16 protein-coding genes are annotated in these 23326 nt (G+C 37.0%); 4 read left to right on the forward strand and 12 right to left on the reverse strand.

Annotation, left to right across the window (positions count from 1 at the left end; all coding sequences use genetic code 11):
- Nucleotides 1-116: 116 nt before the first annotated feature.
- The 3 genes from dprA (at nucleotide 117) to ACM40_RS03485 (ending at nucleotide 3274) form a co-directional block, all read left to right on the forward strand.
- A complete protein-coding gene (gene dprA, locus ACM40_RS03475) occupies nucleotides 117-1226 on the forward strand; it encodes a DNA-processing protein DprA (protein WP_048501411.1) in 1110 nt (369 codons plus the stop codon).
- 190 nt (nucleotides 1227-1416) lie between these two features.
- Nucleotides 1417-2775 carry an NADP-specific glutamate dehydrogenase gene (gene gdhA, locus ACM40_RS03480; RefSeq protein ID WP_040993259.1) on the forward strand — a complete coding sequence of 453 codons (1359 nt, stop codon included), beginning with the start codon at nucleotides 1417-1419 and terminating at the stop codon, nucleotides 2773-2775.
- A 130-nt stretch (nucleotides 2776-2905) separates the two neighbouring features.
- On the forward strand, nucleotides 2906-3274 hold the full coding sequence (locus ACM40_RS03485) for an iron chaperone (protein WP_048501412.1): 369 nt from the start codon (nucleotides 2906-2908) through the stop codon (nucleotides 3272-3274).
- Between the two features lie 41 nt (nucleotides 3275-3315).
- Here the strand turns inward: ACM40_RS03485 and ACM40_RS03490 are convergent, their stop codons facing one another.
- The 10 genes from ACM40_RS03490 to ACM40_RS03530 form a co-directional block, all read right to left on the reverse strand.
- Nucleotides 3316-3627: a hypothetical protein gene (locus tag ACM40_RS03490; protein WP_048501413.1), complete on the reverse strand. Its 312-nt coding sequence runs from the start codon at nucleotides 3625-3627 to the stop codon at nucleotides 3316-3318.
- 114 nt (nucleotides 3628-3741) lie between these two features.
- Nucleotides 3742-4230 (reverse strand): YkgJ family cysteine cluster protein, encoded by a 489-nt coding sequence (locus ACM40_RS03495; protein WP_048501414.1) that lies wholly within the window; start codon nucleotides 4228-4230, stop codon nucleotides 3742-3744.
- Nucleotides 4230-5201 (reverse strand): ion channel, encoded by a 972-nt coding sequence (locus tag ACM40_RS03500; RefSeq protein ID WP_048501415.1) that lies wholly within the window; start codon nucleotides 5199-5201, stop codon nucleotides 4230-4232. The genes ACM40_RS03495 and ACM40_RS03500 overlap by 1 nt, the downstream gene beginning before the upstream one ends.
- Nucleotides 5202-5401: 200 nt before the next feature.
- On the reverse strand, nucleotides 5402-6505 hold the full coding sequence (locus ACM40_RS03505) for a T9SS type A sorting domain-containing protein (RefSeq protein ID WP_048501416.1): 1104 nt from the start codon (nucleotides 6503-6505) through the stop codon (nucleotides 5402-5404).
- Between the two features lie 277 nt (nucleotides 6506-6782).
- Nucleotides 6783-7292, reverse strand: coding sequence for a hypothetical protein (locus ACM40_RS03510; protein ID WP_131705323.1), 510 nt, complete (start codon nucleotides 7290-7292; stop codon nucleotides 6783-6785).
- Between the two features lie 88 nt (nucleotides 7293-7380).
- Nucleotides 7381-7536, reverse strand: coding sequence for a hypothetical protein (locus ACM40_RS20465; RefSeq protein ID WP_165579267.1), 156 nt, complete (start codon nucleotides 7534-7536; stop codon nucleotides 7381-7383).
- Nucleotides 7533-8132: an RHS repeat-associated core domain-containing protein gene (locus ACM40_RS03515; protein ID WP_048501418.1), complete on the reverse strand. Its 600-nt coding sequence runs from the start codon at nucleotides 8130-8132 to the stop codon at nucleotides 7533-7535. Before ACM40_RS03515 ends, ACM40_RS20465 begins: the two co-directional genes overlap by 4 nt.
- A 294-nt stretch (nucleotides 8133-8426) precedes the next feature.
- Nucleotides 8427-9131: a hypothetical protein gene (locus ACM40_RS03520; RefSeq protein WP_048501419.1), complete on the reverse strand. Its 705-nt coding sequence runs from the start codon at nucleotides 9129-9131 to the stop codon at nucleotides 8427-8429.
- A 19-nt stretch (nucleotides 9132-9150) separates the two neighbouring features.
- The gene (locus ACM40_RS03525) at nucleotides 9151-19470 is read right to left on the reverse strand and encodes an RHS repeat-associated core domain-containing protein (protein ID WP_083996780.1); all 10320 of its coding nucleotides are present in this window, start codon (nucleotides 19468-19470) and stop codon (nucleotides 9151-9153) included.
- A 10-nt stretch (nucleotides 19471-19480) separates the two neighbouring features.
- On the reverse strand, nucleotides 19481-20860 hold the full coding sequence (locus ACM40_RS03530; protein ID WP_048501421.1) for a T9SS type A sorting domain-containing protein: 1380 nt from the start codon (nucleotides 20858-20860) through the stop codon (nucleotides 19481-19483).
- A 397-nt stretch (nucleotides 20861-21257) separates the two neighbouring features.
- On the opposite strand from ACM40_RS03530, the gene ACM40_RS03535 reads away from it, so the two are divergent.
- On the forward strand, nucleotides 21258-21638 hold the full coding sequence (locus ACM40_RS03535) for a group III truncated hemoglobin (protein ID WP_048501422.1): 381 nt from the start codon (nucleotides 21258-21260) through the stop codon (nucleotides 21636-21638).
- 46 nt (nucleotides 21639-21684) lie between these two features.
- Here ACM40_RS03535 and ACM40_RS03540 read toward each other — a convergent pair whose 3' ends face one another.
- Nucleotides 21685-22755: a calcium:proton antiporter gene (locus tag ACM40_RS03540; RefSeq protein WP_048501423.1), complete on the reverse strand. Its 1071-nt coding sequence runs from the start codon at nucleotides 22753-22755 to the stop codon at nucleotides 21685-21687.
- A gap of 226 nt (nucleotides 22756-22981) precedes the next feature.
- Complete coding sequence (locus tag ACM40_RS03545) at nucleotides 22982-23320, reverse strand: DUF6122 family protein (RefSeq protein WP_048501424.1); 339 nt, start codon at nucleotides 23318-23320, stop codon at nucleotides 22982-22984.
- Between the last annotated feature and the right edge of the window lie 6 nt (nucleotides 23321-23326).

The following is a 23326-nucleotide window of genomic DNA, read 5'->3' on the forward strand; positions in this document are numbered from 1 at the left end:
ACTTGGTGGTAGTTTTTCTTTAGAGTTTCAACAACATCCCTCACCTTTCTTCCAGCTTCAGGCTTCCTGACAACATTCAACTCGGGATATTTTATTACATTTGGAAAAAAACACACATGATCACTGAAGAATACCTCTATGCAATCGCTCTCCGCGAGTGCAGCCTGATCGGCGATATTAATTTTCAAAAGCTTGTAAGATCTTTCGGAAGCGCTGAAGAAGCCTGGAAGAAAGCAAAAAAAGATTATTCAAAGACTGAGGGTCTGGGAAGAAAAACCGTGGCCGATATCGGCAACAAGGATTATCTGAAATTTGCAGAAAAGGAGATACAATTTTGTGAAAAGAATAATATCCGGATTAAGCTCCGTCACCTTAAAGAACTTCCCAATCTGCTTAATGAATGTGATGATGCTCCTGCAATCTTATATCAAAAAGGAAATTTTGATGATTCCATGCCAAAGCTGAGTATCGTAGGAACCCGGAACATGACTTCTTATGGAAAGCAATTCATTGAGGATTTCTTTGAAGCATCCCGATCTTGTAAATATATATCTGTGAGCGGATTAGCTCTTGGAGTGGATAAGGAAGTTCACGAACAATCTCTTCACTATAACGTTCCGACAATAGCAGTTCTTGCTCACGGATTTCATACTTTATACCCCTCCAAAAATAAAAAACTCTCTGAAAGAATCCTCCAGGAAGGTGGTTCATTAGTTACAGAATTCAATTCCTCACGAAAACCGGACCGTGAAAATTTTATCCAGCGAAACAGGATTATAGCTGGGCTTTCTCCTTCCACTATAGTCGTAGAAACAGGTTTTGGAGGAGGCTCAATAAGCACAGCATCTTTTGCCAATGATTATAACCGTGAGATATTTGCCCTTCCAGGAAAGATAACAGATCCTCACAGCCAAGGGTGTAATCAGTTGATTTTCCAGAATAAAGCAACTGCCATTTCTACCATTAAGGATCTGATGGATTCACTTGGGTTCAATCTCTCAAAAGAAAAAACGGGTGAGCTGTTTCCATACAGCGAAACGGAGGTTCAACTTACTGGCATTCAGGACATCGTATATCAATCGATCAAAGCCCATCCTCAGGTATCTCTGGACGATCTGGCAGAGAAGATTTCTCTACCATCTTACAAAATTCTTCCTACAATTTTAGAATTGGAGCTTTTGGGGAAAGTAAAATCATTTTCCGGGAGGCAATTCCTGGCAATTTGAGATTTAACGATTTCTTAATATTGCATTATTTGAGACTTAACTTTTAATTTTTAATAAAATTTATACCAGAATTATCAATTTAATAATATTTCGACACATTATTATTTAATTTTCAGCAATGTTGAAATACGGTATTGTGAATCTTGAAAAAAAAATTAAATTTGTTGACAATAATATTCAACCCTAATATATGGAACAATATAATATTGACCAGAAAATCCAGGAGTTTATTGCCAAGATTGAAGCAAAAAATCCTAATGAACCAGAATTTTTACAAGCCGTAAAAGAAGTAGCTGTGACTGTAATTCCGTTTATTATGACCAAGAAGGAATATACAGGAATGAAGCTTCTTGAGAGAATGGCTGAAGCTGAAAGAATTATTATCTTCAGAGTTCCATGGGTTGATGACAAAGGAGAAATCCAGGTAAACAGAGGTTTCAGAATCCAGATGAACTCTGCAATCGGACCTTACAAAGGAGGAATCCGTTTCCATCCTACTGTGAATCTTTCAGTTCTTAAGTTCTTAGCTTTCGAGCAGGTATTTAAAAACTCATTAACCACTCTTCCGATGGGTGGAGGTAAAGGAGGTTCGGATTTCGATCCACAAGGTAAATCTGATATGGAAGTAATGCGTTTCTGCCAGGCTTTCATGACTGAATTATGCAAGCATATCGGTCCTGAAACAGATGTACCTGCAGGAGATATTGGTGTAGGAGCAAGAGAAATCGGTTATCTTTTCGGTCAGTATAAAAAAATCAGAAACGAGTTTACAGGAGTACTTACAGGAAAAGGACTTGCTTACGGAGGTTCACTGATCCGTCCTGAAGCTACAGGATACGGAGTGGTATACTTTGCAGAGCAAATGCTTAAAACTATCGGACAGGATTTCAAAGGTAAAACAGTAACGGTATCAGGTTTTGGAAACGTAGCCTGGGGAGTTATTAAAAAAGCAACTGAGCTTGGTGCCAAAGTGGTAACAATTTCCGGTCCTGACGGATATATCTACGATAAAGACGGTATCAGCGGTGAAAAGATCGATTATTTATTAGAACTGAGATCTTCAGGGAACAACAGAGCTGAGGATTATGCTAAAAAATATCCTTCTGCAGAATTCCACGCAGGAAAACGTCCTTGGAGTATAAAATGTGATGTAGCATTCCCATCTGCAACCCAAAACGAACTGGATCTTGAAGATGCTAAAATTTTGGTTGAAAACGGATGTCTGTGTGTTACTGAGGCTGCCAACATGCCTTCTACATTAGATGCCATCAACTATTTCTTGGATAATAAAGTATTGTTCTCGCCAGGTAAGGCTTCCAATGCAGGAGGTGTTGCCACTTCAGGTCTTGAGATGACGCAGAACTCTATCCGTCTTAACTGGACTTCTGAAGAGGTTGATGCAAGACTGAAGGAGATCATGATCGGAATCCACAAAGCCTGCAGAGACTACGGAAAAGATGAAGATGGCTACGTAAACTATGTGAAAGGGGCAAATATTGCCGGATTTGTGAAAGTTGCGGAAGCAATGCTGGCTCAGGGAGTAGTATAAAAATAAACAAAGGTTGGGAAATGTTCCCAGCCTTTTTTGATACAGCCTGTTCCCGGGATAATGGGAAAAAAGTAAAAAGTGAAAGGAGAAAGCGCTGTAATTGTACAGCGCTTTTTTTTATTTTTATACTATGAAAAACACTTTTAAAAACAGTAATGAATACATTCTTTTGTTTCCTGAAGAAGTTCAGCAGAAGCTTATTGAATTAAGAGAAATTATTCACGCTGAAGTTCCCGATCTTGAGGAGTATATCGGTTATCAGATGCCGGCATTCAGATATAAGGGAAAACCTTTGGTCTATTTTGCAGGTTATAAAAAACATATCGGTTTTTATCCTGGGGCTGAAGGTATCCGTGTTTTTGAAGAAGATTTTAAGCAGAAAGGGTACAAATTTTCAAAAGGAGCCGTTCAGTTTCCTATAGATCAGAATATTCCTGCAGAACTGGTAAAGAAAATTGTACAGTTCAGAGCCGGTGAAATAGACCAGAAAAAATCCTGAGACATAACGCCCCAGGATTCCCTTTCTACTTTGTTCAATATTTACTTAGAGGACTTTGCTTTTTTCTTAGCTTTTCTTTCTTCTTTAGTTGCTTCTGCCGGTTTTGTAGCATCTGCAGCAGGTTCTGCATTCACTGTGGCTGTAACATCAGCTGTAGCTGCCGGAGCGGCTGTGTCTACCGTAGCTGTTGCTGTGGTATTCTGTGTCTGAGTACTGGCATCTGTAGAAGTTGTAGTCTGAGTCTGAGTTGTCTGGTTATTAGATGTATCGGCTGGTTTCTGAGTTTGTGTCTGAGCCGATACTGCGATTACGCCGACTAAAGTAAACGCTGCTGTTAAAACTAATTTTTTCATAATGTAATATTTTAAATGATTGTTTAACTTAAACGACACTTTAAATACTAAATTATGCGTAATAGTCTTATTTAACGTACTTTATAATTATTTAAGATATTTTACCACAGAGGATTATTTGGGAATATTCTTCATCATTTTTTCTACAAATTCAAATGCAGCGGGACATATGACCGTATTTTTCAGCATCAGATGATTGATCTGGTAAATCTTTTTGCGGTCGGTATGGGGATATTCCCGGCAGGCTTTCGGCCTTACTTCATAGATCGAGCAGGTATTGTCATTATTAAGGAAAAAACAGGGAAGGTTCTGGAGCACCTTATCATTATCTTCGTCTACCCTTAAAAATTTAGCCTCAAAGTCAGCCGGCTTCATTCTCAAATGCTTAGAGATACGCTCAATATCTTTTTCCGTGTATAAAGGTCCGGTCGTTTTGCAGCAATTAGCGCACTGAAGGCAATCCACTTCATCGAAAACCTCATCATGGGTTTCCTGAACGATATAATCTAGGTTTTTGGGCGGTTTTTTCTTCAATCCGTCCAAGAACTTTTTATGTTCTTTCTGCTTCTGTAAAGCCTGTTTTTTATAAAGGTCTAAATCCATTATTCGGGATCTCCAGCTATAGCCGGAAGATCTGCTTTTTGATAATCATTAATTTTATCCAGATCCAGGATCGTCGTAAGATCGCTGTTGTCAGGATAGTACATCAGGGAAAATTTTGCTCCGTAAACAATTTCTTTCGAAACATAAGAAGTTCTTTGAACCACGGTATTGGAAAAAACTTCATCAAATGCCCGGACCTGAACAATAATCTCAATATTTGTATTCTTAAAATCTTCTTCAGAAAAGCCGTAAAATGGTGAGTTTTCATCTATTTTATGAACTACCGTCCAGTTGAGTGCCAATGTATTAATCTTGCTAAGGTGAGTGTCGAGCCTGTAAAAATTATTCTTTGCAACTCCATCTTCAATCACTTCAATAGCTGTAGAAAGAATTACATCGGCATCTGTGAGTGCATTATTCTTATAAGGGGCCAGTCTGAACATTAAAGCGGTCCCATCCTGAAAAGGACCCACCACCGCAATATCCGAAAACCTTAAATAGGCTCTAGGCCTTGAAAATCTTCCATAAAAAAGCCCGGTTGCAATGGCAAAGGTAAGCAGTCCCAGAAATGCTTCAAAAGTAGCCACAAGACTTGCCATAAACCCGACAGGCGCAATTCTTCCGTAGCCTACTGTGGTAAAGGTCTGAGAACTGAAGAAGAATACATCAATAAACTCATTCAACGGATCACTTTTATCAATTCCGGTAAGGTGCTCTACGCCGATCAGATAATAGATGAGTGCAAATAACAGATTAACAAGAACATATGCAATAATCAGATAGGATAAGAACCGGAATGTGGACAGATTGAGCATGGTGTGGTACCAGCTCAGCCGATTGAATACATTTACTCCCTTTCTTTTTACATTCGGAAGACCGTCTCTGTTGATGAATCTTCCGGATGCATTGCTTCCAAATCCACTGTTCTCGGTATTTTTCTGACGGATCTTCTGTCTGAAGCCTCTTGCCATTTTTATATCATTTAGTTTTTACAGTGCAAAGATAAAATAATGTTTCTATGAAATTGATCAAAAGCTTTGATAAACTCATTTAGCGATAATAGTGATGATTTTAACCAAACATAGCATCATACAAAGGTGCTCCATGACTTTATAATTTATCATGAAGCACCTCTTTCTTATGCTGATTAATGTATTATAATCCTGGTAACCTACTTTTTAATAATCTTATGTTGAACCTTTTTCCCATTTTCAAAAATAAATTCTGCGAAATAGTTTCCATGGATCAATTTATTCATATTTACTGAAGTGATCTTATTGTCCTGCTCAGATTGAACTAACTTACCATCGACAGCATAAATGATGACTTTCACGACATTTATTTTTGAATTAATATGTAAAATATCATTTACCGGATTAGGATAAAAACTAAAACCATTATCATTAGAGACTTCGTTTACGGACAGGCAATTTGATGAGTTGACAGTAATAGCCAATCGTGTAGTACTTTCGCAGGCTCCTACGACTTGAGAAGCATAGTAGGTTGTGCCGTTCACTAACACGGTTGTACCAGGAAGCCAATTCCCTCCTGTCGGGGCATCATACCATTGTACGTTCGTGCCCGTAACAGCAAGGTTTGCCAAGGTCTGGGATGAACAAAAATTTTGTAATGAATTTCCCGTAGGGGCCGGAGTGTTTCCATCACATATCTGAAAAATTACATGGTCTAAAAAGGCAAAATTTCCCGCTTGATTCACATTATTTTTTACCCCTTTAAAATTTACTCTATTCGTTCCTGCGGGAAGGAGTATATTTTTGGTGACCCACTGCTGGGATGTTGGTGTAAAGAAAGAAGGAATCGTACCACCTGTATTTAACTCTCCTGTCCGGCCAATCTCATAATCGTGCATTAGCGTGTAGGTTTGACCTCCGTCAGTTGAGTACTCCAGTAAAATGTGATCATCTGCGAAAACCGTCTGAAGAGGTACAGGCATAGTGTATCTATTAGCCGCGGCAAATTGAAATGAAACTCCGACAGGTGCATTAGTAGGATTATTTAACACCGGAGATTTGACATTATAAGTAGAAAGCCCCTGGCTATTATAGAAATTATACATTAAACTCCCTCCTGTTCCTCCATCGGGAGAATCTACCGATGTGTTTTCAACAACGATTACAGAAGCATTAGAATAATCCCATTGAGACTGAGTTGTACTCCCTCCAAAATCCTCAGTGTAAGGAAGATTAACCTGCGCTCCAATTACTATAGGGCAAAATGCTAAAAGCTTCAAAAAACGAAAATAATTCTTTTTCATATCGTATGACAATATTTAAATTAATGAAAACAATATTAGCATTCAGTTGGGCTATTTAAAAGAAGTTATCTTTCAAAATTCGTGAAATACAAAAGGGTCGGATTGGTAAGAAGCTAGAAACCAGCTGCTATGACATACCTAATTATTTATTTTCTGTTTCACAATCATGTTTTTAAAATGTAGCTGAGCTGTAAACGAGAAAAGAGGCTGTCTCCTATGTTTGCAAAGTCAAATATAGGAGAGAGCCTCTTTGTTTATATCTATAGTTTTAGAAGTTTTATATTTCAATTATTGGAGAAAAATTTCTATTAAAATTTTTGAAAATTTTTGATAGATTTCCATTTTCCGTTATAATCCAACCAAATTCAGAATTTTGTAATCCTTCTTTATTTGAATCTAATACAATGCCACTCCTAAAAACAATTTTGTCATTTTCATATATGATAATTTCATTTTCAACAGTAGCAATATCAGCTCCAGTATATTTAAAATTAAGTAACTTCAATTTATTAATTGCTTCTTTATTAGAACTTTTAAAAATATGACCAAAAGGAATTTCGTTAGATATATTCTCTCTATCCCTTATAATGAGTATAGCTTTAATTTCATCTCTTTTATCAATAATTAAATGATCAAAAGGCTTAATAACTCCATTTTTCTCTGTGATAATTCCACTTTCTAATGATTGAGAGTTTTCCTCTTTATTCTCAATGATTATGGGATTATACACAAAATATAAATATGCTAAAGCAAAAACTACACTAATTATAAAAACTATTTTCTTCATTTTTTTGTCCCTTTTACTGTTACTACCTCTCCTTTATTTTCCTTCACTAACTGTTCATCTGTTCTTACCCCTCCATCGTATTGAACCCTTACACTACTTCCACTAACTGTTGATTTTTTTTATCTGCTTTTTCTTGAAATTTATCAACAACACTATCATCCCAAATCCAAGAATTATCAACATCTGTACGACATCCACCAACAGTATTAATCCACGTTCCACTTGAAAAAGCATCATCTCTCAAATTTTCAGGATCAAGTCCACGGTCTTCGGATAACCCGGGTTTAAAGTTCCTGGTATAGCGTGTCCAGTATAATAAAAACTTGTTATTTGGGCTTTATCTCTAGCTTCATTTTTTCCTGTTCCTTTTGTATTTATATAATCTTCAATTTGATCAACAGAATTTACTACTTTAAAATTAATTCCTAATTTTTTCGCTTTCTCCTTGTATGATTTTAACATCTTATCGCTGTGTCCATTTTTAGAAGAACCATCATTATAAACAATCCAAGTTACTTTTTCAGAGGTATTGTGTCTTTTACCTAAAGCTCTCTTTGCCCTATCAAGTCCATTTGCTAAAAAATGTTCTTTGTTTTGTGATTTCCCGGGTTGTCCTGAAACTACAATTCCCTCCCTTCCATCAGGATCTGTGAATCTCACAGGATTATCAAATGTATATACATAAAGACTCCAACTCGGATACTTCTCCGCTAGTGGATCCACCCCATACCAAATACTCAACCTTGGATTATAATATCTCGCTCCATAATAATACAGCCCGGTATCTTCATCTAATTCCTTAGCATTAAATTTATATGGATTGTTATAAGAACCATCCATCTACTCCATCATCGTTTCCCCGAAAGGTAAATTCAAGAAAAATTGTGTTACAAAACCTTGGGAATTGGTAACGAATGTTGCGGCTCTAAAACCCTATTTTTTTTATCCTTATCGCTAAATCTGATACACAAGGAAATGATCTTCAACCATCTGCATATATATTTTTCGACTAAAACAAACACGAGTAAAGAATCCTTACTCGTGTTGTTAATAGTTCATTTTTAATGATTATTGAAATTCAATGAGTTAATCATCAAAAAATGTCATCACTAAATTTGATACATTCCCCGGAAATTAGGAAGTTGACACTAACGTAAAATCTTCTATTTCCCAATAATTATCATGCAATCTTAGTTTAAATACAGCATTTCTCCCGTAATAATCTTTTTTTATACGATGGTCAACAAAAACTAATGCTCTTTTTTTAGAAGGATCAAATACAATCTCTGAAAAATAGACAACACCTATCTCACATTCATTTGTATGTTTATCATACTCTGCCAGATCTAGGACTTTTGCCGTACACAAATTAAATTGATTTGCTTTTATAGAACTTCGTGTACTTAATTTTTTAATAATATCTGTATTACTGGAAAATTCTTTTAAAAGCTCCTTCCTACTTTTTATGTCATTTATATGAGCTTCGGGATGACCTGTAATAAAGTTTTTACTACTTGTAGCAAAATATGTATTTTTACTTTTAGTAGAATCTATATACAAATTGCAAAATTTTTCAGGATGATTAAAAATTTCGTTGTGCGCTTTTGTCTTCTCTTCGATATATAAATCCTCATTATGAACTCTTAAACTATCAAAATATCTTTTTTCACCTAAATAATCTTCTCGAAAAAAATAAGGTATCAACTGATCTGTTAAATCATTATATAGTTTTACATTAGTATCGGTAGATTGACTTACACATTTTTTCATTTCCTCCTTACAATTCGTAATTAATGAAGAGGATAATAAAATTATAACTATTTTAGTTTTAAAATTCATATTGTTTAGGGATTTTGGGTTAATAACATGGTCTTACTCGCAAATTATCTTTTGGTTTTTTATAATTATCTAAAATAGATGGCATTTTTTGTGATTTCAAGTCCCTGATTTCAATTTGTTGCCTAAAATTTTTTCTAAAATTATTCCTCCTAAATCCATCAAACTTTTCAGTAATTATATCACCATCAGAAGCAGAAAATTGAGTATCTGTTCCAAAATAAGTAATTTCCCAATTATCTCCCGCATCTGGCAAACCACTTTTTGATTGAGCACTCGTCTTAAATATTCCTTCATGTTCCTGGCTAACACCGTCCATTTGATAGTCTCCCCAATGACCACCTTCATGAATTATGATTTCTGCTAAATTATCAATATACTTTCTATCTCCTTTATGTTTTGAAACCGTGTTTATTACGCCAGGATCAATATAAATAGCATTGGGATCTTTTTTTTGATCAAATAACCCCAAATGTCCCATACTTTCATTCATTATAACAGTGGGGCCATCTCCATCTTTGAGCATTTTCTGTATCATTTTATCATCTACTTTAAATTTGTCTTTAAACGCTCCTCGAAATTCTGAATCTCGAAACACCGCTTTTATAGTTTTTATTGCCGCTGTATATAATCTTCTTTGCTCTCTCGTAGCATTTGCTGGTAATCTAAAATTTCCATCAGGATCAATGTAATTAATAGGGTTGTTTCCACAATATGCATACGGACTCCAGCTCGGATACTTCTCCGCTAGCGGATCCACACCATACCAAATACTCAACCTTGGATTATAATATCTCGCTCCGTAATAATACAGACCTGTTTCGCTGTCTAATTCTTTTGCATTAAACTTATATGGGTTGGCATAGGCTGTTGGTTCCTGCTGCTCTACCATAGTTTCCCCGAATGGTAAATTTAAGAAAAATTGCGTAGGCTCTGCATATTCGTTAGTCACATATGTTGCTGTACCTAAGTGATCGCCGTGCAGGTAATAAATACCGCTAACAGGTGCCGGAGCTCTGGCAAATTCCTTCTCTATTTCTGTTTTTTCGTAGCCTGCTTTTGACAGGTAGTTTTTAAAATCATTTTCAGCAGCAGTTTGTTGATTTTTAGGATCGGAAGTTTCTTTACTTCCTACAGATGATGCCTGTCTGTTGTTAAACATACCACCTACATCTTTAATATTGCTTGCTATACGCTGGTCTCCTGCAAAATAATGTTTGGTAAGGATACCATCTGAAGTGTATACAGCATAAGGATTAGGATACACCTTAAAGTTATCAAACACTAACCCATTATCTACCATTTCACCATTTTGATAAAGTTCTGCATCATTTTTCAAATTAGCTTTGATAGTACGTTCGCCTTTGTCATCGTAAACATAATATTGGAATGATCCTACTTCCGGTGTATGAATAGCCCTCAACCTGTCTTGTTCATCCCAGTAAAAATCAGTAGGACCTGATTGTAGTGTCATATGATTGATCACATTTCCATTACCATCGTATTTAAAATACTCTTGATTTCCAGTAGAAACATCCGTAACTCTATCTACCATGTGGGTCCCTTTAACATATTCATACTTATTTTCATAAGTATTATTTGCATTCACTATTCCGTCCTGTTCATGATGTTGTCCTTTTGTATCTATTCCACTACTCATGTTATAGAGTAAGGTGGTTTCATACATTGCATTTATACTTCCTACAACCGGGTTAGGTGGTAAACCGTCTTTTCTCCCCGGCTCGGCATTACCTGAAGAACTCACAAGCCTGTTAAGAGTATCATATCTATATCGAAGACCATAATTACCTCCAAAACCACTATTGGTTGTCTGGCTTGTATTCTGGATTCCTGTAATATTACTTGCATAATCGTAACTGTAAGCTCCGTCTAATAATACATTATTGTTAGCATCAAGCAGAACGTGGTTCTGCAGCCTTCTCATTGCAGGCTCATAGGTAAATGTGGAAGATGTTTCATTACCAAAAATAATATTGGTCCGCTGCTCGTAATGATCGTATTTAATAGACTTTACATATTCGTACCCTCCGTCATTGGATATTTTTTTCAGATTTCCTCCTAAATCGTATTCGTACTGTACTTTTTCATTATCAGGATAATTGATGGTTCGAATTCTGTTCCAGTTATCATAGTCGTATGAAGTATCAAATTTTAAATTTGGCATGTAAAAGCCATAGATATACCGGATTTCATTAACTAACTCTCCCATCTTGCCATATTCATACTGGCTTGTCCCTGTGCCGTCCTGTTTTTCTATAATTCTACCGGTATTGTTTCCTGACGTACCATAAGTATAGGATACATTGGCAGGATTTGTACCTGATGGTATATCCGGCAGCTCAATATTTGTAAGCCTGTTATAAGAATATCTGTAATGAATCGGAACACCTCCATTATTGTTAAGGTTGTTGTTCAAAACATTGATAAGCTGTCCTGCCTTGCTGTAAGTATATGCAGTTTCACCACGGTCCGGATGCGTCTGAGTTAATCTCCTTCCGCCCATATCATAGCTGAAGCTGGTTTCCAGGCCTTCAGGATCGGTAACATTCATGATTTCTCCTATTTGGCTATATGAGAAGAATGTGCTTAAAACCTGTCCAGGCAAATAGTTTCTGGTTTCTACAGTCTTCCCTTCGGCATTGGCAAAAGTCTCTGTTTTAATCTGATCCGATGCATTTTGCATTTGGGTAGTTTCAGTTTTGAATCTTCCGTTTTCTATAAAAAATTTGTTGTCAACAGAATTTCCGTCTTCATCGGTAGAAGAAATATTCCTGTCTTTATAGTCATAACCTGCTGAAGTATGATATTGAGCAACAGTAAGACTAAGCTTATTATTTAGTACGGCATCTTTATTTTCGAATAACGGATGATATTGAAGAACCGTTCTTCCCAAATTATCATTGATAACCCTTCCTGAAACCGACATTTTTTCTTCGTCATCGATCTCAATATCTTTTTTCACCTGGATTACTTTACCTGTAATGTCGGCAAAGGAAATAGTTTCAATATCATTACCAGGATGATACGGATCAAGATGTGCTGTTTTGGCTGTAAAAAGGTATATTTTGTTACCGTTACTAAGGGTTACCGGTGTATCAAAGTAATGATACATAATGGTATTAGCCTGCGCCTGCCAGTCATTTGGACTGACTATTCTAAGCGGTCTTCCGTAACCGTCATGCTCATAAGTCATCTTGTTGCCTGTTGCATCAGTAGATTCTACAACCGTATCCATAAAAAGATCATAGGTAGCATAAGAAGACAGATTAAAGATAAGATCCTTCACCTGAATGACATATTTACCCATTGGATCATAAAAATATTCCAGTTCAGATCTTTCATTAAATTCATTTGGCGGATATTTAACCGTTTTAATATTCCCAAAAATATCATACGTCAGATCTGTCTCAGCAATTTCTCCTGAATTAAGCCAACCTTTAAACTTAGAAATATCTCCGGTGTTTAAATTAGTAATCTCCGTTGAACGTTTACGCAGAGGATTCACAGAACCTGTTCCCGGATAAACCGTGATGATGCTCGGTGCATTCAGGATATTATTATTGAGATTGGTATGATAAGATATCACACTATTATAACTCGCGGACGGGCTTGTGTATTGGTATTTGGTAAGCTGCCCCTTGCTGTTATAAAATAACTGGCTTTGTGTAGAAATTGAGTTTCCGTTTTCATAAGTTGTTTTTGTAGTACCGGATAATAATACACGCCCCATTTTTTTACCTTCAGTACCGCCTACGTCATACGTTTCAAACTGAGCTGAAGATAGCTCTATCAAGTCACTTATAGACGGATTAAACTGATAAAGTTTATAGCTGTTTGCGGAAGTTGACAAGAGATTTGATGTCCCTGTTCCTCCATAAGTTTCTACCGATTTTAATAAGCCGTGAATAAAATAATTCTGGTTATAAAAGTTTTGAACGGTTGTACGGTAGATCGTCGAATTATCAGACATTTCATAGGTCTTAACTTTTCCAAATCCATATTTTTCGCGTTCTCTTCTGTCGTACCTGGAGTTTTCATAATCAAATCTAGCAATCATATCTTTACCACTTGTACTCTGTGTATAAGTACCAGAGAAGGCGTCAGGATTCGGTATGGTTACTTCAGACATTACCAGCTTTGCCTGCGGGTCGTTATAGGATGGTGTAGAATATTTATAGTCAATGGTAAAAGCACTGCCCAGGTTTGATGGAGCATCACCACCATAAGATTCGGCATAGGATACTTTTTTAAGTTTATTGGTTTTACCAATCTGGGAATAATATATTCTTAAACCGTTATTAGTATTGACTACAAGGTCAGGAAGACCGTCACCATTTACATCTCTCAGTCCTTTATTGATTTCAGATACAGATAGTCCTACGTTTGCAGAAAGATCTGCCCCGAAAGGTTTTACATATAAAATAGGAATACCAAAGATGACAATACAAGGTATATTGATATAATATCCTCCGTTTAAGTTTGCATACCCGCTATGTGTTTTTGATTCTTCTGCAAGGCTGGCATTTAAACTTACAGGACTGGCAAAGCGATTGCCTAAGTTGTATTTTACACTGGTTTGTCCGGTATTTTCATCTACCTGAACTATATCTACGAGTCCGTCACCATTTATATCCAGGAAAGATCTTTTTGAAGTAGCAGTAGAGGATCCACCTCCAACTCCTCCGGAAATAGCTATTCCTAATTCAACACCCTGAACAGCATCAATAACAGAATTTATGCCTCCTCCGATTCCAAAAGATGAAGAATATACAGGTTTGGATACAGGTTCTTCAAATCCTGCGAAAGCTCCTGTTGATCCCGGGATACTTCCATTAACCAATCCGGTTCCGAAGTTCAGTTTGTAATTATTTCCTTCGATCTTATCAGGAAGCCCATCCCCATTGATATCCATCCAATATTCTGATGTTTTATTGTAAGAATTCGGATAATTGGATGTTCCCACGCTCATAGACCATGAAACAGAGGTATCTCCTGTGGCATTACTATCATTATTATTAGTCTTTCTACCTACTGATTTACTTCCTGAAGGGCCAAATGCTACAGATTTGGTGTTCATAAAGTCTTCCGTTCTTGTGATCACTTTATCTGATCCCTCTATACCTGGCTGCGCGCCTTTCAAACCACCCAGAATGCTGGTTTGCTGGGATTGGGTTCTATACAGCATATCAGGATAGTTATCCCCATTCACATCAAAGAAGTCCTGAGTCTGTATATTACCGATATTTCTCAGTTCTGAAGTTGAGTTTGTAAAGCTGAGACCGATACCGATTCCTGCATTTTTTGTTTTTGATTTGCTTTTCTGTTTTTTAGAAATAGCAAACATTCTTGTATTAGGATTATTGGCCACTTCAATATCGCCTTCATCGGTATCACTGTCTAAAAATGGTGAGGTTGGTGTTTCATCATCTCTAAAGCTGCCAATTTTTGAATATTGCTCATGAAACATCTGGTTAATCCATTTATGTTCTCTTACTTTTTCTGTTTTAAATGGATTTAGCGGCGTGAAAGGAGACGCTGCTCCGAATACCTGATTATTAGCATAATTGTTTTGAAACTGGTTCGCAAGCTGATCTCCCACACATTCTCCATATTGCTGAGAGTTGGTAATCCCTGCACAAGCTGGAAAGTTTAAATCAAACTGGAAAGGATTTTCAAGCGTTGCATCATTAATCAATGCACCGTACTGATCTTTCGGGGTATTTGGATTGGTAGTATAGGCCGGAGCAGTGCTTCCGCTAGGTCCCGTTGGGATAATAATACAGTCATTTTCTTTTCGGGGCTCACAACCGGGAATTAAAGGTGGCTGTTGATTGGTGCTTCCCGGAGCAGGAACAATATCTTTAGCTTCATTATAAAGGAACTGCCCCCAGTTGTGATAAACGGCACTTACTCCATTATACTCACCTGTATTGATTGAGGTCTCGGTGGTATGATTTAAAAGAGAACCGCCTGACTGATTGTAAATATTAAAAATATTATCATTCAGCTGCAGCTTAAGCGATTCATAGGCAAGCCTGTCTTTATTCGTGTCACAGAAAATCAGGATATTCAACTTTTCATGGTCATCAATACCGTGTGAAGGATCTCCGTGATAAAAAGGTATAGGATCGTTACCATTAATAGGATTAAGATCTATGGTATATTCTTTTAAAGTACCATTGGATATTTCTACAATTCTTTTATCAAGAACAAGACCTTTTTGCTTGATCACGTATATAAATCTGCCTGGGATAGAAGGATTGAAGCTAAAATTCTTATTGATGGATATTGAATAATCATCACTACCACTTGGTAAATTGTTCAGAGTGGAAACATCAAATTTATTTTTCAGGTTTCTGATATGATAAGATGGATATTGAGCTACAGCATAATGTCTGTGAGACGCATTAGGATACCCTTCAACCAAAATATCATTCCACTCAATTTCTTTGTTGATGTGGGAATCGGTTTCCACTAAAAATTTCAGGTGCCATGCTTCGCCCGGCGCACTAAGAGCAGGAACGGAATAATTAAGATCCACCGGTGAAACCGTTACAGGCTGTCCTGGTGAAGGATCAATGGTTTCTTCATAAATAACATTAATGGCCGTCTGCTGATTCTGTGCCACACTGGTATCTTCCTTAATGAGTACGATGGAATATTTTACTCTGTCGGATAGAGTAGATATGGTAAATTCCGGAATTGTAATATGGATATCAGCCTGTTCCGTAAATTTAAGTGATTTGGTCAGGTTGTTCAAAAAGAACTTATCATTATAATTGGTTTGATTGGGCATATAGCCATCCTGTTCCTCAACAAACTCATCATGTAATTGGTTTCCAACATTATCAGTATAAGTAACTACAGGATTGGTATTTACAATATAATTTGTCCCGGATCTTTTGTGCAGCCTGAAATATACTTTTTCACCGGATTTTACATAGATCCTGGAAGAATTACTTACTCCTAGCGGGGTTCCTGGATAACTGTCATACTGGCGTATCGAAATACTTTGATTGGATGTATTAGTGAGTTCTTTTAAATATAATCTGCAATTTTTAGATACAACATTCGGATTTTTAATCTCTATGGAATAGACCGCTCTTGCAGAAGGATCCTGACCAAGGTCAATACCTATTTCATCCGAAATTTCTATAAATCCGTTTTTGGGAGCAATCCAGACTTTAACCACATCATTCTTTGGTTTTACAGGATCGATATCATCGGGATCTTCAGGCTCTGTATAAGGCTGGGGATCGTTATCAGTAATGACCATGTTTTCCGTTAAATCACTGGTAATCACCATTTCCTGAGCATTCCCATTTCTTCGGTTAAACCATACTTTATCATCTTTAATGACATCAGGCAGTCCGTCAGAATTGGCATCCATCATATAAATAGGAGTTTCATTTTCACTTTCAGAATTAATATATGAAAAGTCGAATCCTATTTTAAACCAGTTAAATACAACACTTCCTCCCAGATTCCATGTTGTACCTGTTGAATGTGAAAAATTACTGTTCAGGTTTCCTACGGATTGCTGCTGACTGTTGAATACCAGTTGGCCATTACTGTCAATGCTTCCGGGAATCAGTTTAATCCCGTTATCGCCATTTCTTTTTCGGTACAGGATATCTGCGATTCCATCCCCATTGAAATCCACAAGCTCCTGCCCTCTTTTCATTCGGGGATATGAAGCACCTCCGAACAGAGAGAGCATAAAGTTTTTTACGCCTCCCAATTGCGGTCTGAATAATGCCAAACCACCGCCGGTTCTCAGGGACCATCCCCATTCAAAATTATTGTCAGCACTTATTTTGGAAGGAGTAGTTATCGAGCTTACCACATCAGAGAATGCATCGGTACCCGGGGTTGCTATATTGGTAGGAGACCCGAAAACGGTTCCGTTGTCGTAGTATTCAAAATTATAGTCAAATGCTGCACCATCCGTGCGCACATTTACTACCTTCATTTTCATTTTGCTCAGAAGGCTTTTCTGAAATATCCCGGTATTATAGGTAAAGATATAAGACCGTATGTTTTGCTGCTGGTTGCTCGCATTCTTAAAATCAACATTTATTTTTGTAAGCAAGTAAGGCTCAATTCTTTTAAGGACGCCCTTCGCATTGATTTGTTTATCCGGCCTTGGAGTATCATTAAAAAATGTTATAATATAAGGTCCTTTCTGGCCATTCCTTCCTGAATAGAAAATTTTATCAATATGGAATACCCATCCTGCATTAAGGTTCTGGTCATCTCCTGTAAAGTTGTTGATTGACTGGTTTTTATATTCATAGATCATGTTATTCCCATGAACATCCTCTACCTTCCATACTCCCCATTGAATAATGTTTCCGTTTGCATTTTTCAGCACGGCATTGTCAACAAGTGTCGACTGATCACCACCGTAATAGGTTTTTGTCCCGTTTGTAGAAGTAATAATCCAGCGGTAATCGGTAGTCCCTGTTCCGAATCTCTCGATTTTGGTAAAATCATGATTTTTTCTTAAATAGAAGGTTTTCGAACCGGATCCGTTCCTTACCTGCCGGGAAGTATCAAATGTGCCATTTGGATTTACTTTATTGTGCCTGTGAGGAAGATAGCCCTCAGGATAGGCTAACATTTCTCCATCCAATGAGTATAACTCGGTTTCCTGGCCGGCTGTAAAGGCTGGAGTCCCCCATCTTGTATCCACTGATATTGATGATAAGCCTCCGATATTCCAGCCCTCTCCCATCCAGCCGTTCCCGCTGCCACTGCTATAAGTAACAGATAATGAAGGCTGCATCCCTGAGACCCCCGCCGGTAACATTAACGGATAATTGATGTTGGCATCTCCCGTCTGGCTTGCTGCAGGAGCTTCCATTAAGGGAGCACTTACCGGATTTGCAGCTTTCAGACCGCTGATCGTGGTTGGTGTAAAAGAATTCAGCTGTGGTGATTCCGGAGCTGAAATAATACCGTTGATATAATCGCCGTCTCCGTTACCCTCAAATGTCACCGTCTTATTCTTCTGGTCTACATTTACTGTTTCTACAGCTTTCCATTGCCTTCTATTATAATCAAATGAAAAAACCTTGATCTCTTTCGGAGAAAAGAGGCCTAATTTTTTTTCGTCATAAGGAATTGTAATCTTAACTTTTTTATTCAGTTTTCCTGAAATTATTGAAAAACGATAGGCTGAATTGTTTGGAGTAATATTTTTAAGACCGCTTGAAGTAGAAGGAATATCTTTTTCTCTTAGTTTTAAAATTTCAATATTCGCTGCTTCAGAGGTTTCTTTTTCTATTTTTAAATTTAAATCTTCATATTGAATATCAAACTCCTTATCATTGGTAACAGCGATCCTTTTGGAATTAAAATAATTATTATTTAAAGTCTTAAACGACTTTATATCTGCAGGAATTTTATAGGATTGAGTAATTCCATTAGCTGTTACCGAAAAATTACCTGCCAGCTTATCTTTCTCTGATAAACGGATGATTTTTTCGAACTCCCCGTTTGCCGTGGTAACGTAATTACTATTTATATTCAGATCCTGGAACCGTCTGTTAATTCCTTTTACATATAAGTCATCACCTGAAAGAACAGCATTAACAATTAAATCTTTGGATGTGCTTCTATTCTTTTCAAAAACAACCTTCAGGTTTTTGATTTTGTATTTTACCCCTGTGGAAGGTGAAGTAAACATGACGGTATTCACCCCTTGTTTAATAAGTTCAGAGCTTAATTCTTCCTTCTGATGGCTCCAGACTGCCTGAGGTACAATAATCTCACCTCCGATTGCCAGGTTATGATTCAGGGATCTGGGTACTGACTGATGTGATGCCAGGCCAAACAGGTCATATTCTAAATAAGCAATGGTATTGTCTTTATTTAAGGCAGGAATATCAACCGTGAAGAAGTTATCCGAAATCCGGTCCTCTTCCTGATCTGAAAATACCCCAACCGTTCCTTCTTTTTCTTTAGCAGAAAAAACGTTCATGATATCCGCCGGAATCTTTTCGTCAGCGTTGGACTCTGTAACAGATGCAGGATCAAAATTTAGATTTTCAGCAGCTGTATAAACCTCAGAGCCTGATGGATATTGTTCTGCTTTTTTTATAATAGATTGATCTCCAGATGAAATTTTATCTGAATCGGAAATTGGCTGATCTGTATCTTTTTTATCTGTCAGCCTGCTTATCAGGTGTTTTCTCCATTCACGTACTTTATATCTGTCTTCTTTTGTAAAACTTGCAAAAACAAACATAGTGGCAAAAAAACACACCAACAGAACTGACTTCTTTGTAAAAGGAAGCTGTAAGGATCTTATTTTCATGATTTGGTTTTTAGTTGACGATTAATTTGAATGTTTTGATTATTTTCCCGTTCTGTGTAAGACTGACCAGGTAGGAACTTTGAATGTCAAGCGAACTGCTGTAAGATCTTGCATGACGGTCTATTTTCTCTAATTTAACCAGTCGCCCTCCACCATCATAAATTGCGATAGATAAGTTTTCCATTTCAGGAAATTTTATCATAAAGTTTTGTCCTTTTTTAACAGGATTTGGATACAGAACAATTTTATCAATATCTAAACTAAGCTGATTCTCATTAATTGATGATGATCCGGAGTTGAGTTCATTATCTTTAACTGCATCCCTTAAAGGACTAACTGCAAATGTAAATTGATTGAAAATTTCTCCTTTCTCTTTATAGAAATCTACTTTACTGAAATCTATATAATTCTCGTTTTCAACGCCCTGCACCTTTGTTAATTCGCCTGCAGGATTTTTCAGAAACATCCAGTAAACAAGAGGAAGTGAATCGGGATTAATGATCTTTTTATTCACCCTAACTTTATAATCTTTTTTTGGAATGGTAGGTCCTATAAAATTAATTTCCCAGTTTCTTTCGAGGACTTTAAAGTTGCCTTCTGCCTTCATCGTCATTTCTTTATTATCATCCGACCACATGACAAAATTATTGTGATCAAAAAGGCTTAAGTTTTCTACATTGGTCTTTTTTATATCTGTTTTTCCGATCGTTAGGAATAGATCTTCCTGGTTGGAAGATTGTCTTTGATAGAGCTCATTTCCGTCATCCCTTCCCAATCCGGTAGGCCTGTATCTGAACTCTTTATGTTTTTCAGGATCCCAGATTACTTTTTCATCACTGCTGTAATATTTTCCTTTTTCCAGTGAAATTCCATACTTGATTGAGAGGTAGGAATGGATTTTATTAAGATCCATTTTCCTGGCTCTTCTCGGGATGAAAATCATTTCATAAAGATTTCGGTCCTCCAGTTTTATTTTAATGCTGTCTGGTTTCCCGTCTGGCTTCTCAGCATTATCTGTAAAAGTAAAAATACTTGGCCTTTTACGGATTTTGATATTTTTGTCTGCCTTTTTCTTTTCATAAACATTGTTACTCAAAGAGATCTTCTGCCCTTCGTTCTCCCATATCTTCTCATCCTCTCTTGAAGTATGGACAAGACTCAAGGTATGACTCTTATTTTTGCTGTGTTTAATATATTTTTTAAGAATCTTATCCTTAATTCCATAATGGAAGTTGAGCAGGTTCTCATCTTTTACATTGGAGACTTCACGAAGGGTCAGCCTTGACTTTTCCCATATCTGGACATCAGATCCAACCAATTGAGAGTAAGCACTGGCTGAATATAACAATACCAGTAAGGCCGCCGTTTTACGGCACAGAAATTTTGACATAATAATTGGAATTATGTGGAACATTAAAAGAAATGAAGTATAGCAATCTTAAGTTCTAAGATTGTTGTAATAGTTTGGAAAACTATCGTTTATCTGGTAAAAAAGTAGGTTTAGTTTTCATAGGTTTATTAGTGTTTTTGTTTATTTAAATTCAAATTTATAAAAAAAAACAACATATCATAAAAAAAATATAAAAAATATAAAAAAATGTTAACAAATAGTCACTTTACTGAATATCAACACATTTTGTTTATTCCGTACTGGTGCGTGAATACTGCTTTATCCGTAATTTATATCTGTATACAATTTAGCTTTGACTATAAATAAACTTTCAATAAATGAAATTTATCAAGCCGCTTTTTAAATTTTTATTTTGATTTTGCTGTACATTTGAAATATGAAAAAATTGGAATCAAGAGAAGATATTGAGCATCTGGTGAATTCATTTTATGCGAAAGTCGTTAAGGATAGCACCATTGGTTTCTTCTTTAATGATGTGGCCAAAGTAAACTGGGATAAGCATCTTCCCAAAATGTATTCATTCTGGGAATCTATCCTTTTTGGGCAGATGAGCTATAAAGGAAATCCTATGGGGGTTCATTTTCCGATTAATGAAATTCAGGCCATGGAGCAAAAACATTTTGAACGCTGGCTTGAACTCTGGAAAACCACGGTTGAAGAGAATTTCGTCGGAGAAAATGCCGACATGGCGATTTATAAATCCGAAAACATTGCTAAGCTGATGGCTTTTAAAATGGAGCTTGCGAGAAGGCTGTAATTCGGGTTGCGGGATTCGAGTTACGAGTTATAGAGTATGGTTATAATTAGGGAACGATAACGGTAAAAATATAGGCTGCCAAGTTGACCAATAAAACAGTTCCGTATAAAACGTTCGTTTTTCCTCTGCTTAAAGAAAGCATTACTATAAATACAGACAGGGAAAGCAGGATAATATCCTTTTTATCAAGCCCCAATACCAACGGAATATCATAGACGATACATACAACGGATACCGCAGGAATTGTAAGTCCTATACTCGCTAAGGCTGATCCTAATGCCAGATTTAAGCTGGACTGTATCTGGTTGCTTCTCGCCGCACGGATAGCTGCTACCCCTTCAGGAAGGAGCACGACTCCTGCAATAATTACTCCCACCAGGGATTTCGGAGCACCAATGCTCTGTACCATATTTTCAATGGTTCCGGAAAGGCCTTTGGCCATCAGTACTACAATAATCAGACATACTACGAGAAAGCCAAAGCTGACCAGTGTTTTTTTCAGTGAAGGGATATAATGTTCTTCAGGATGTTCATCCGGGACAATAAAGTAACTTCTGTGACGCACGGTCTGCACCATCAGGAAAACACCGTATATGGCCAGGCATGCGATAGAAATGAAAATAAGCTGTGCTTCATTATAAAAAGGTCCATTGACACTTGAGGTAAAATTGGGAAGGACGAGGGTAAGCACGAGAATGGAAACAATACTTACCAGATAAGTGGTCGCTGAGGTTCTTGCGAAGAACTGTTCATGGTATTTTACACCCCCTACCAGGATGCAGATCCCCAGAATTCCGTTAAGAATGATCATGACGGCTGCAAAAACGGTATCTCTGGCCAGCGTGATCGCCTGATCTCCGCCGGCTACCATCAGCGAGATGATAAGCGCCACCTCAATAATAGTGATACAGAGTGCAAGAATAATGGTTCCGAAAGGCTCTCCTACCTTATGTGCTACTACTTCTGCGTGATGTACTGCAGACAATACACTTCCTGTTAGCAGAAGTCCTGCAATAAGGTCATACAAAACCCCGGTTCCCATGAGTCCGGAAAAGTAATACCCCACAGCCAGAACAGGGAAAATATACGTATAATGTAAAAATTCTTTTAATCTCATAAAGTGTCTACAAAATACAAAAAATCTATTAAATTTAAAATATCAAAAGAAAATATTAATAATATTTTAATCCGAATGAAGCGATTTCCTGTCTTTATGAAGTAAGGAAGCCTGAAGTTCGAAGAGGAAAGTTATAATATCGTAAAGAATGAACTGTTATCCACTTTATTCTTCCAAACTGCTTCGTTAATTGCCCAATACTAACTTCCAATCTCCCGCTTCCCTCTTAATGCATCCACAGGTTAAAATCCAGAAAATCCGTCAGCATATGAAATAACAGACCAACGGCTACAATTCTGATATTTCCTTTGAAAAACAGCAGCAAAAAATACACCGCAATGGCATAGTAGGAATGTAAAATATGAAAACCGATACTATTTCTTGAAGGGTCAAAAACAGGATTGGCAAAAATATGGTCCAGATCTACCAGCATGGTAGCCAGCATAATACAATAAGCCTTCTTCCAGTTTTCGCGGAAAAAGATCAGCGCAATAAAAACCGGGAAAACCAGATGTAAAAAATAATGGGTGCCTGTTTTCAGCAGTACAATGTCAGATGGGGCCATTCATAT

The organism is Chryseobacterium sp. BLS98 (assembly GCF_001045445.1).
In the GTDB taxonomy this organism is placed as follows: Bacteria; Bacteroidota; Bacteroidia; order Flavobacteriales; family Weeksellaceae; genus Chryseobacterium.

Coding starts and splice junctions, on each gene's coding strand:
- dprA (WP_048501411.1), top strand. CDS start 117: ATGATCACTGAAGAATACCTCTATGCAATCGCTCTCCGCGAGTGCAGC.
- gdhA (WP_040993259.1), top strand. CDS start 1,417: ATGGAACAATATAATATTGACCAGAAAATCCAGGAGTTTATTGCCAAG.
- ACM40_RS03485 (WP_048501412.1), top strand. CDS start 2,906: ATGAAAAACACTTTTAAAAACAGTAATGAATACATTCTTTTGTTTCCT.
- ACM40_RS03490 (WP_048501413.1), bottom strand. CDS start 3,627: ATGAAAAAATTAGTTTTAACAGCAGCGTTTACTTTAGTCGGCGTAATC.
- ACM40_RS03495 (WP_048501414.1), bottom strand. CDS start 4,230: ATGGATTTAGACCTTTATAAAAAACAGGCTTTACAGAAGCAGAAAGAA.
- ACM40_RS03500 (WP_048501415.1), bottom strand. CDS start 5,201: ATGGCAAGAGGCTTCAGACAGAAGATCCGTCAGAAAAATACCGAGAAC.
- ACM40_RS03505 (WP_048501416.1), bottom strand. CDS start 6,505: ATGAAAAAGAATTATTTTCGTTTTTTGAAGCTTTTAGCATTTTGCCCT.
- ACM40_RS03510 (WP_131705323.1), bottom strand. CDS start 7,292: ATGAAGAAAATAGTTTTTATAATTAGTGTAGTTTTTGCTTTAGCATAT.
- ACM40_RS03515 (WP_048501418.1), bottom strand. CDS start 8,132: ATGGATGGTTCTTATAACAATCCATATAAATTTAATGCTAAGGAATTA.
- ACM40_RS03520 (WP_048501419.1), bottom strand. CDS start 9,131: ATGAATTTTAAAACTAAAATAGTTATAATTTTATTATCCTCTTCATTA.
- ACM40_RS03525 (WP_083996780.1), bottom strand. CDS start 19,470: ATGAAAATAAGATCCTTACAGCTTCCTTTTACAAAGAAGTCAGTTCTG.
- ACM40_RS03530 (WP_048501421.1), bottom strand. CDS start 20,860: ATGTCAAAATTTCTGTGCCGTAAAACGGCGGCCTTACTGGTATTGTTA.
- ACM40_RS03535 (WP_048501422.1), top strand. CDS start 21,258: ATGAAAAAATTGGAATCAAGAGAAGATATTGAGCATCTGGTGAATTCA.
- ACM40_RS03540 (WP_048501423.1), bottom strand. CDS start 22,755: ATGAGATTAAAAGAATTTTTACATTATACGTATATTTTCCCTGTTCTG.
- ACM40_RS03545 (WP_048501424.1), bottom strand. CDS start 23,320: ATGGCCCCATCTGACATTGTACTGCTGAAAACAGGCACCCATTATTTT.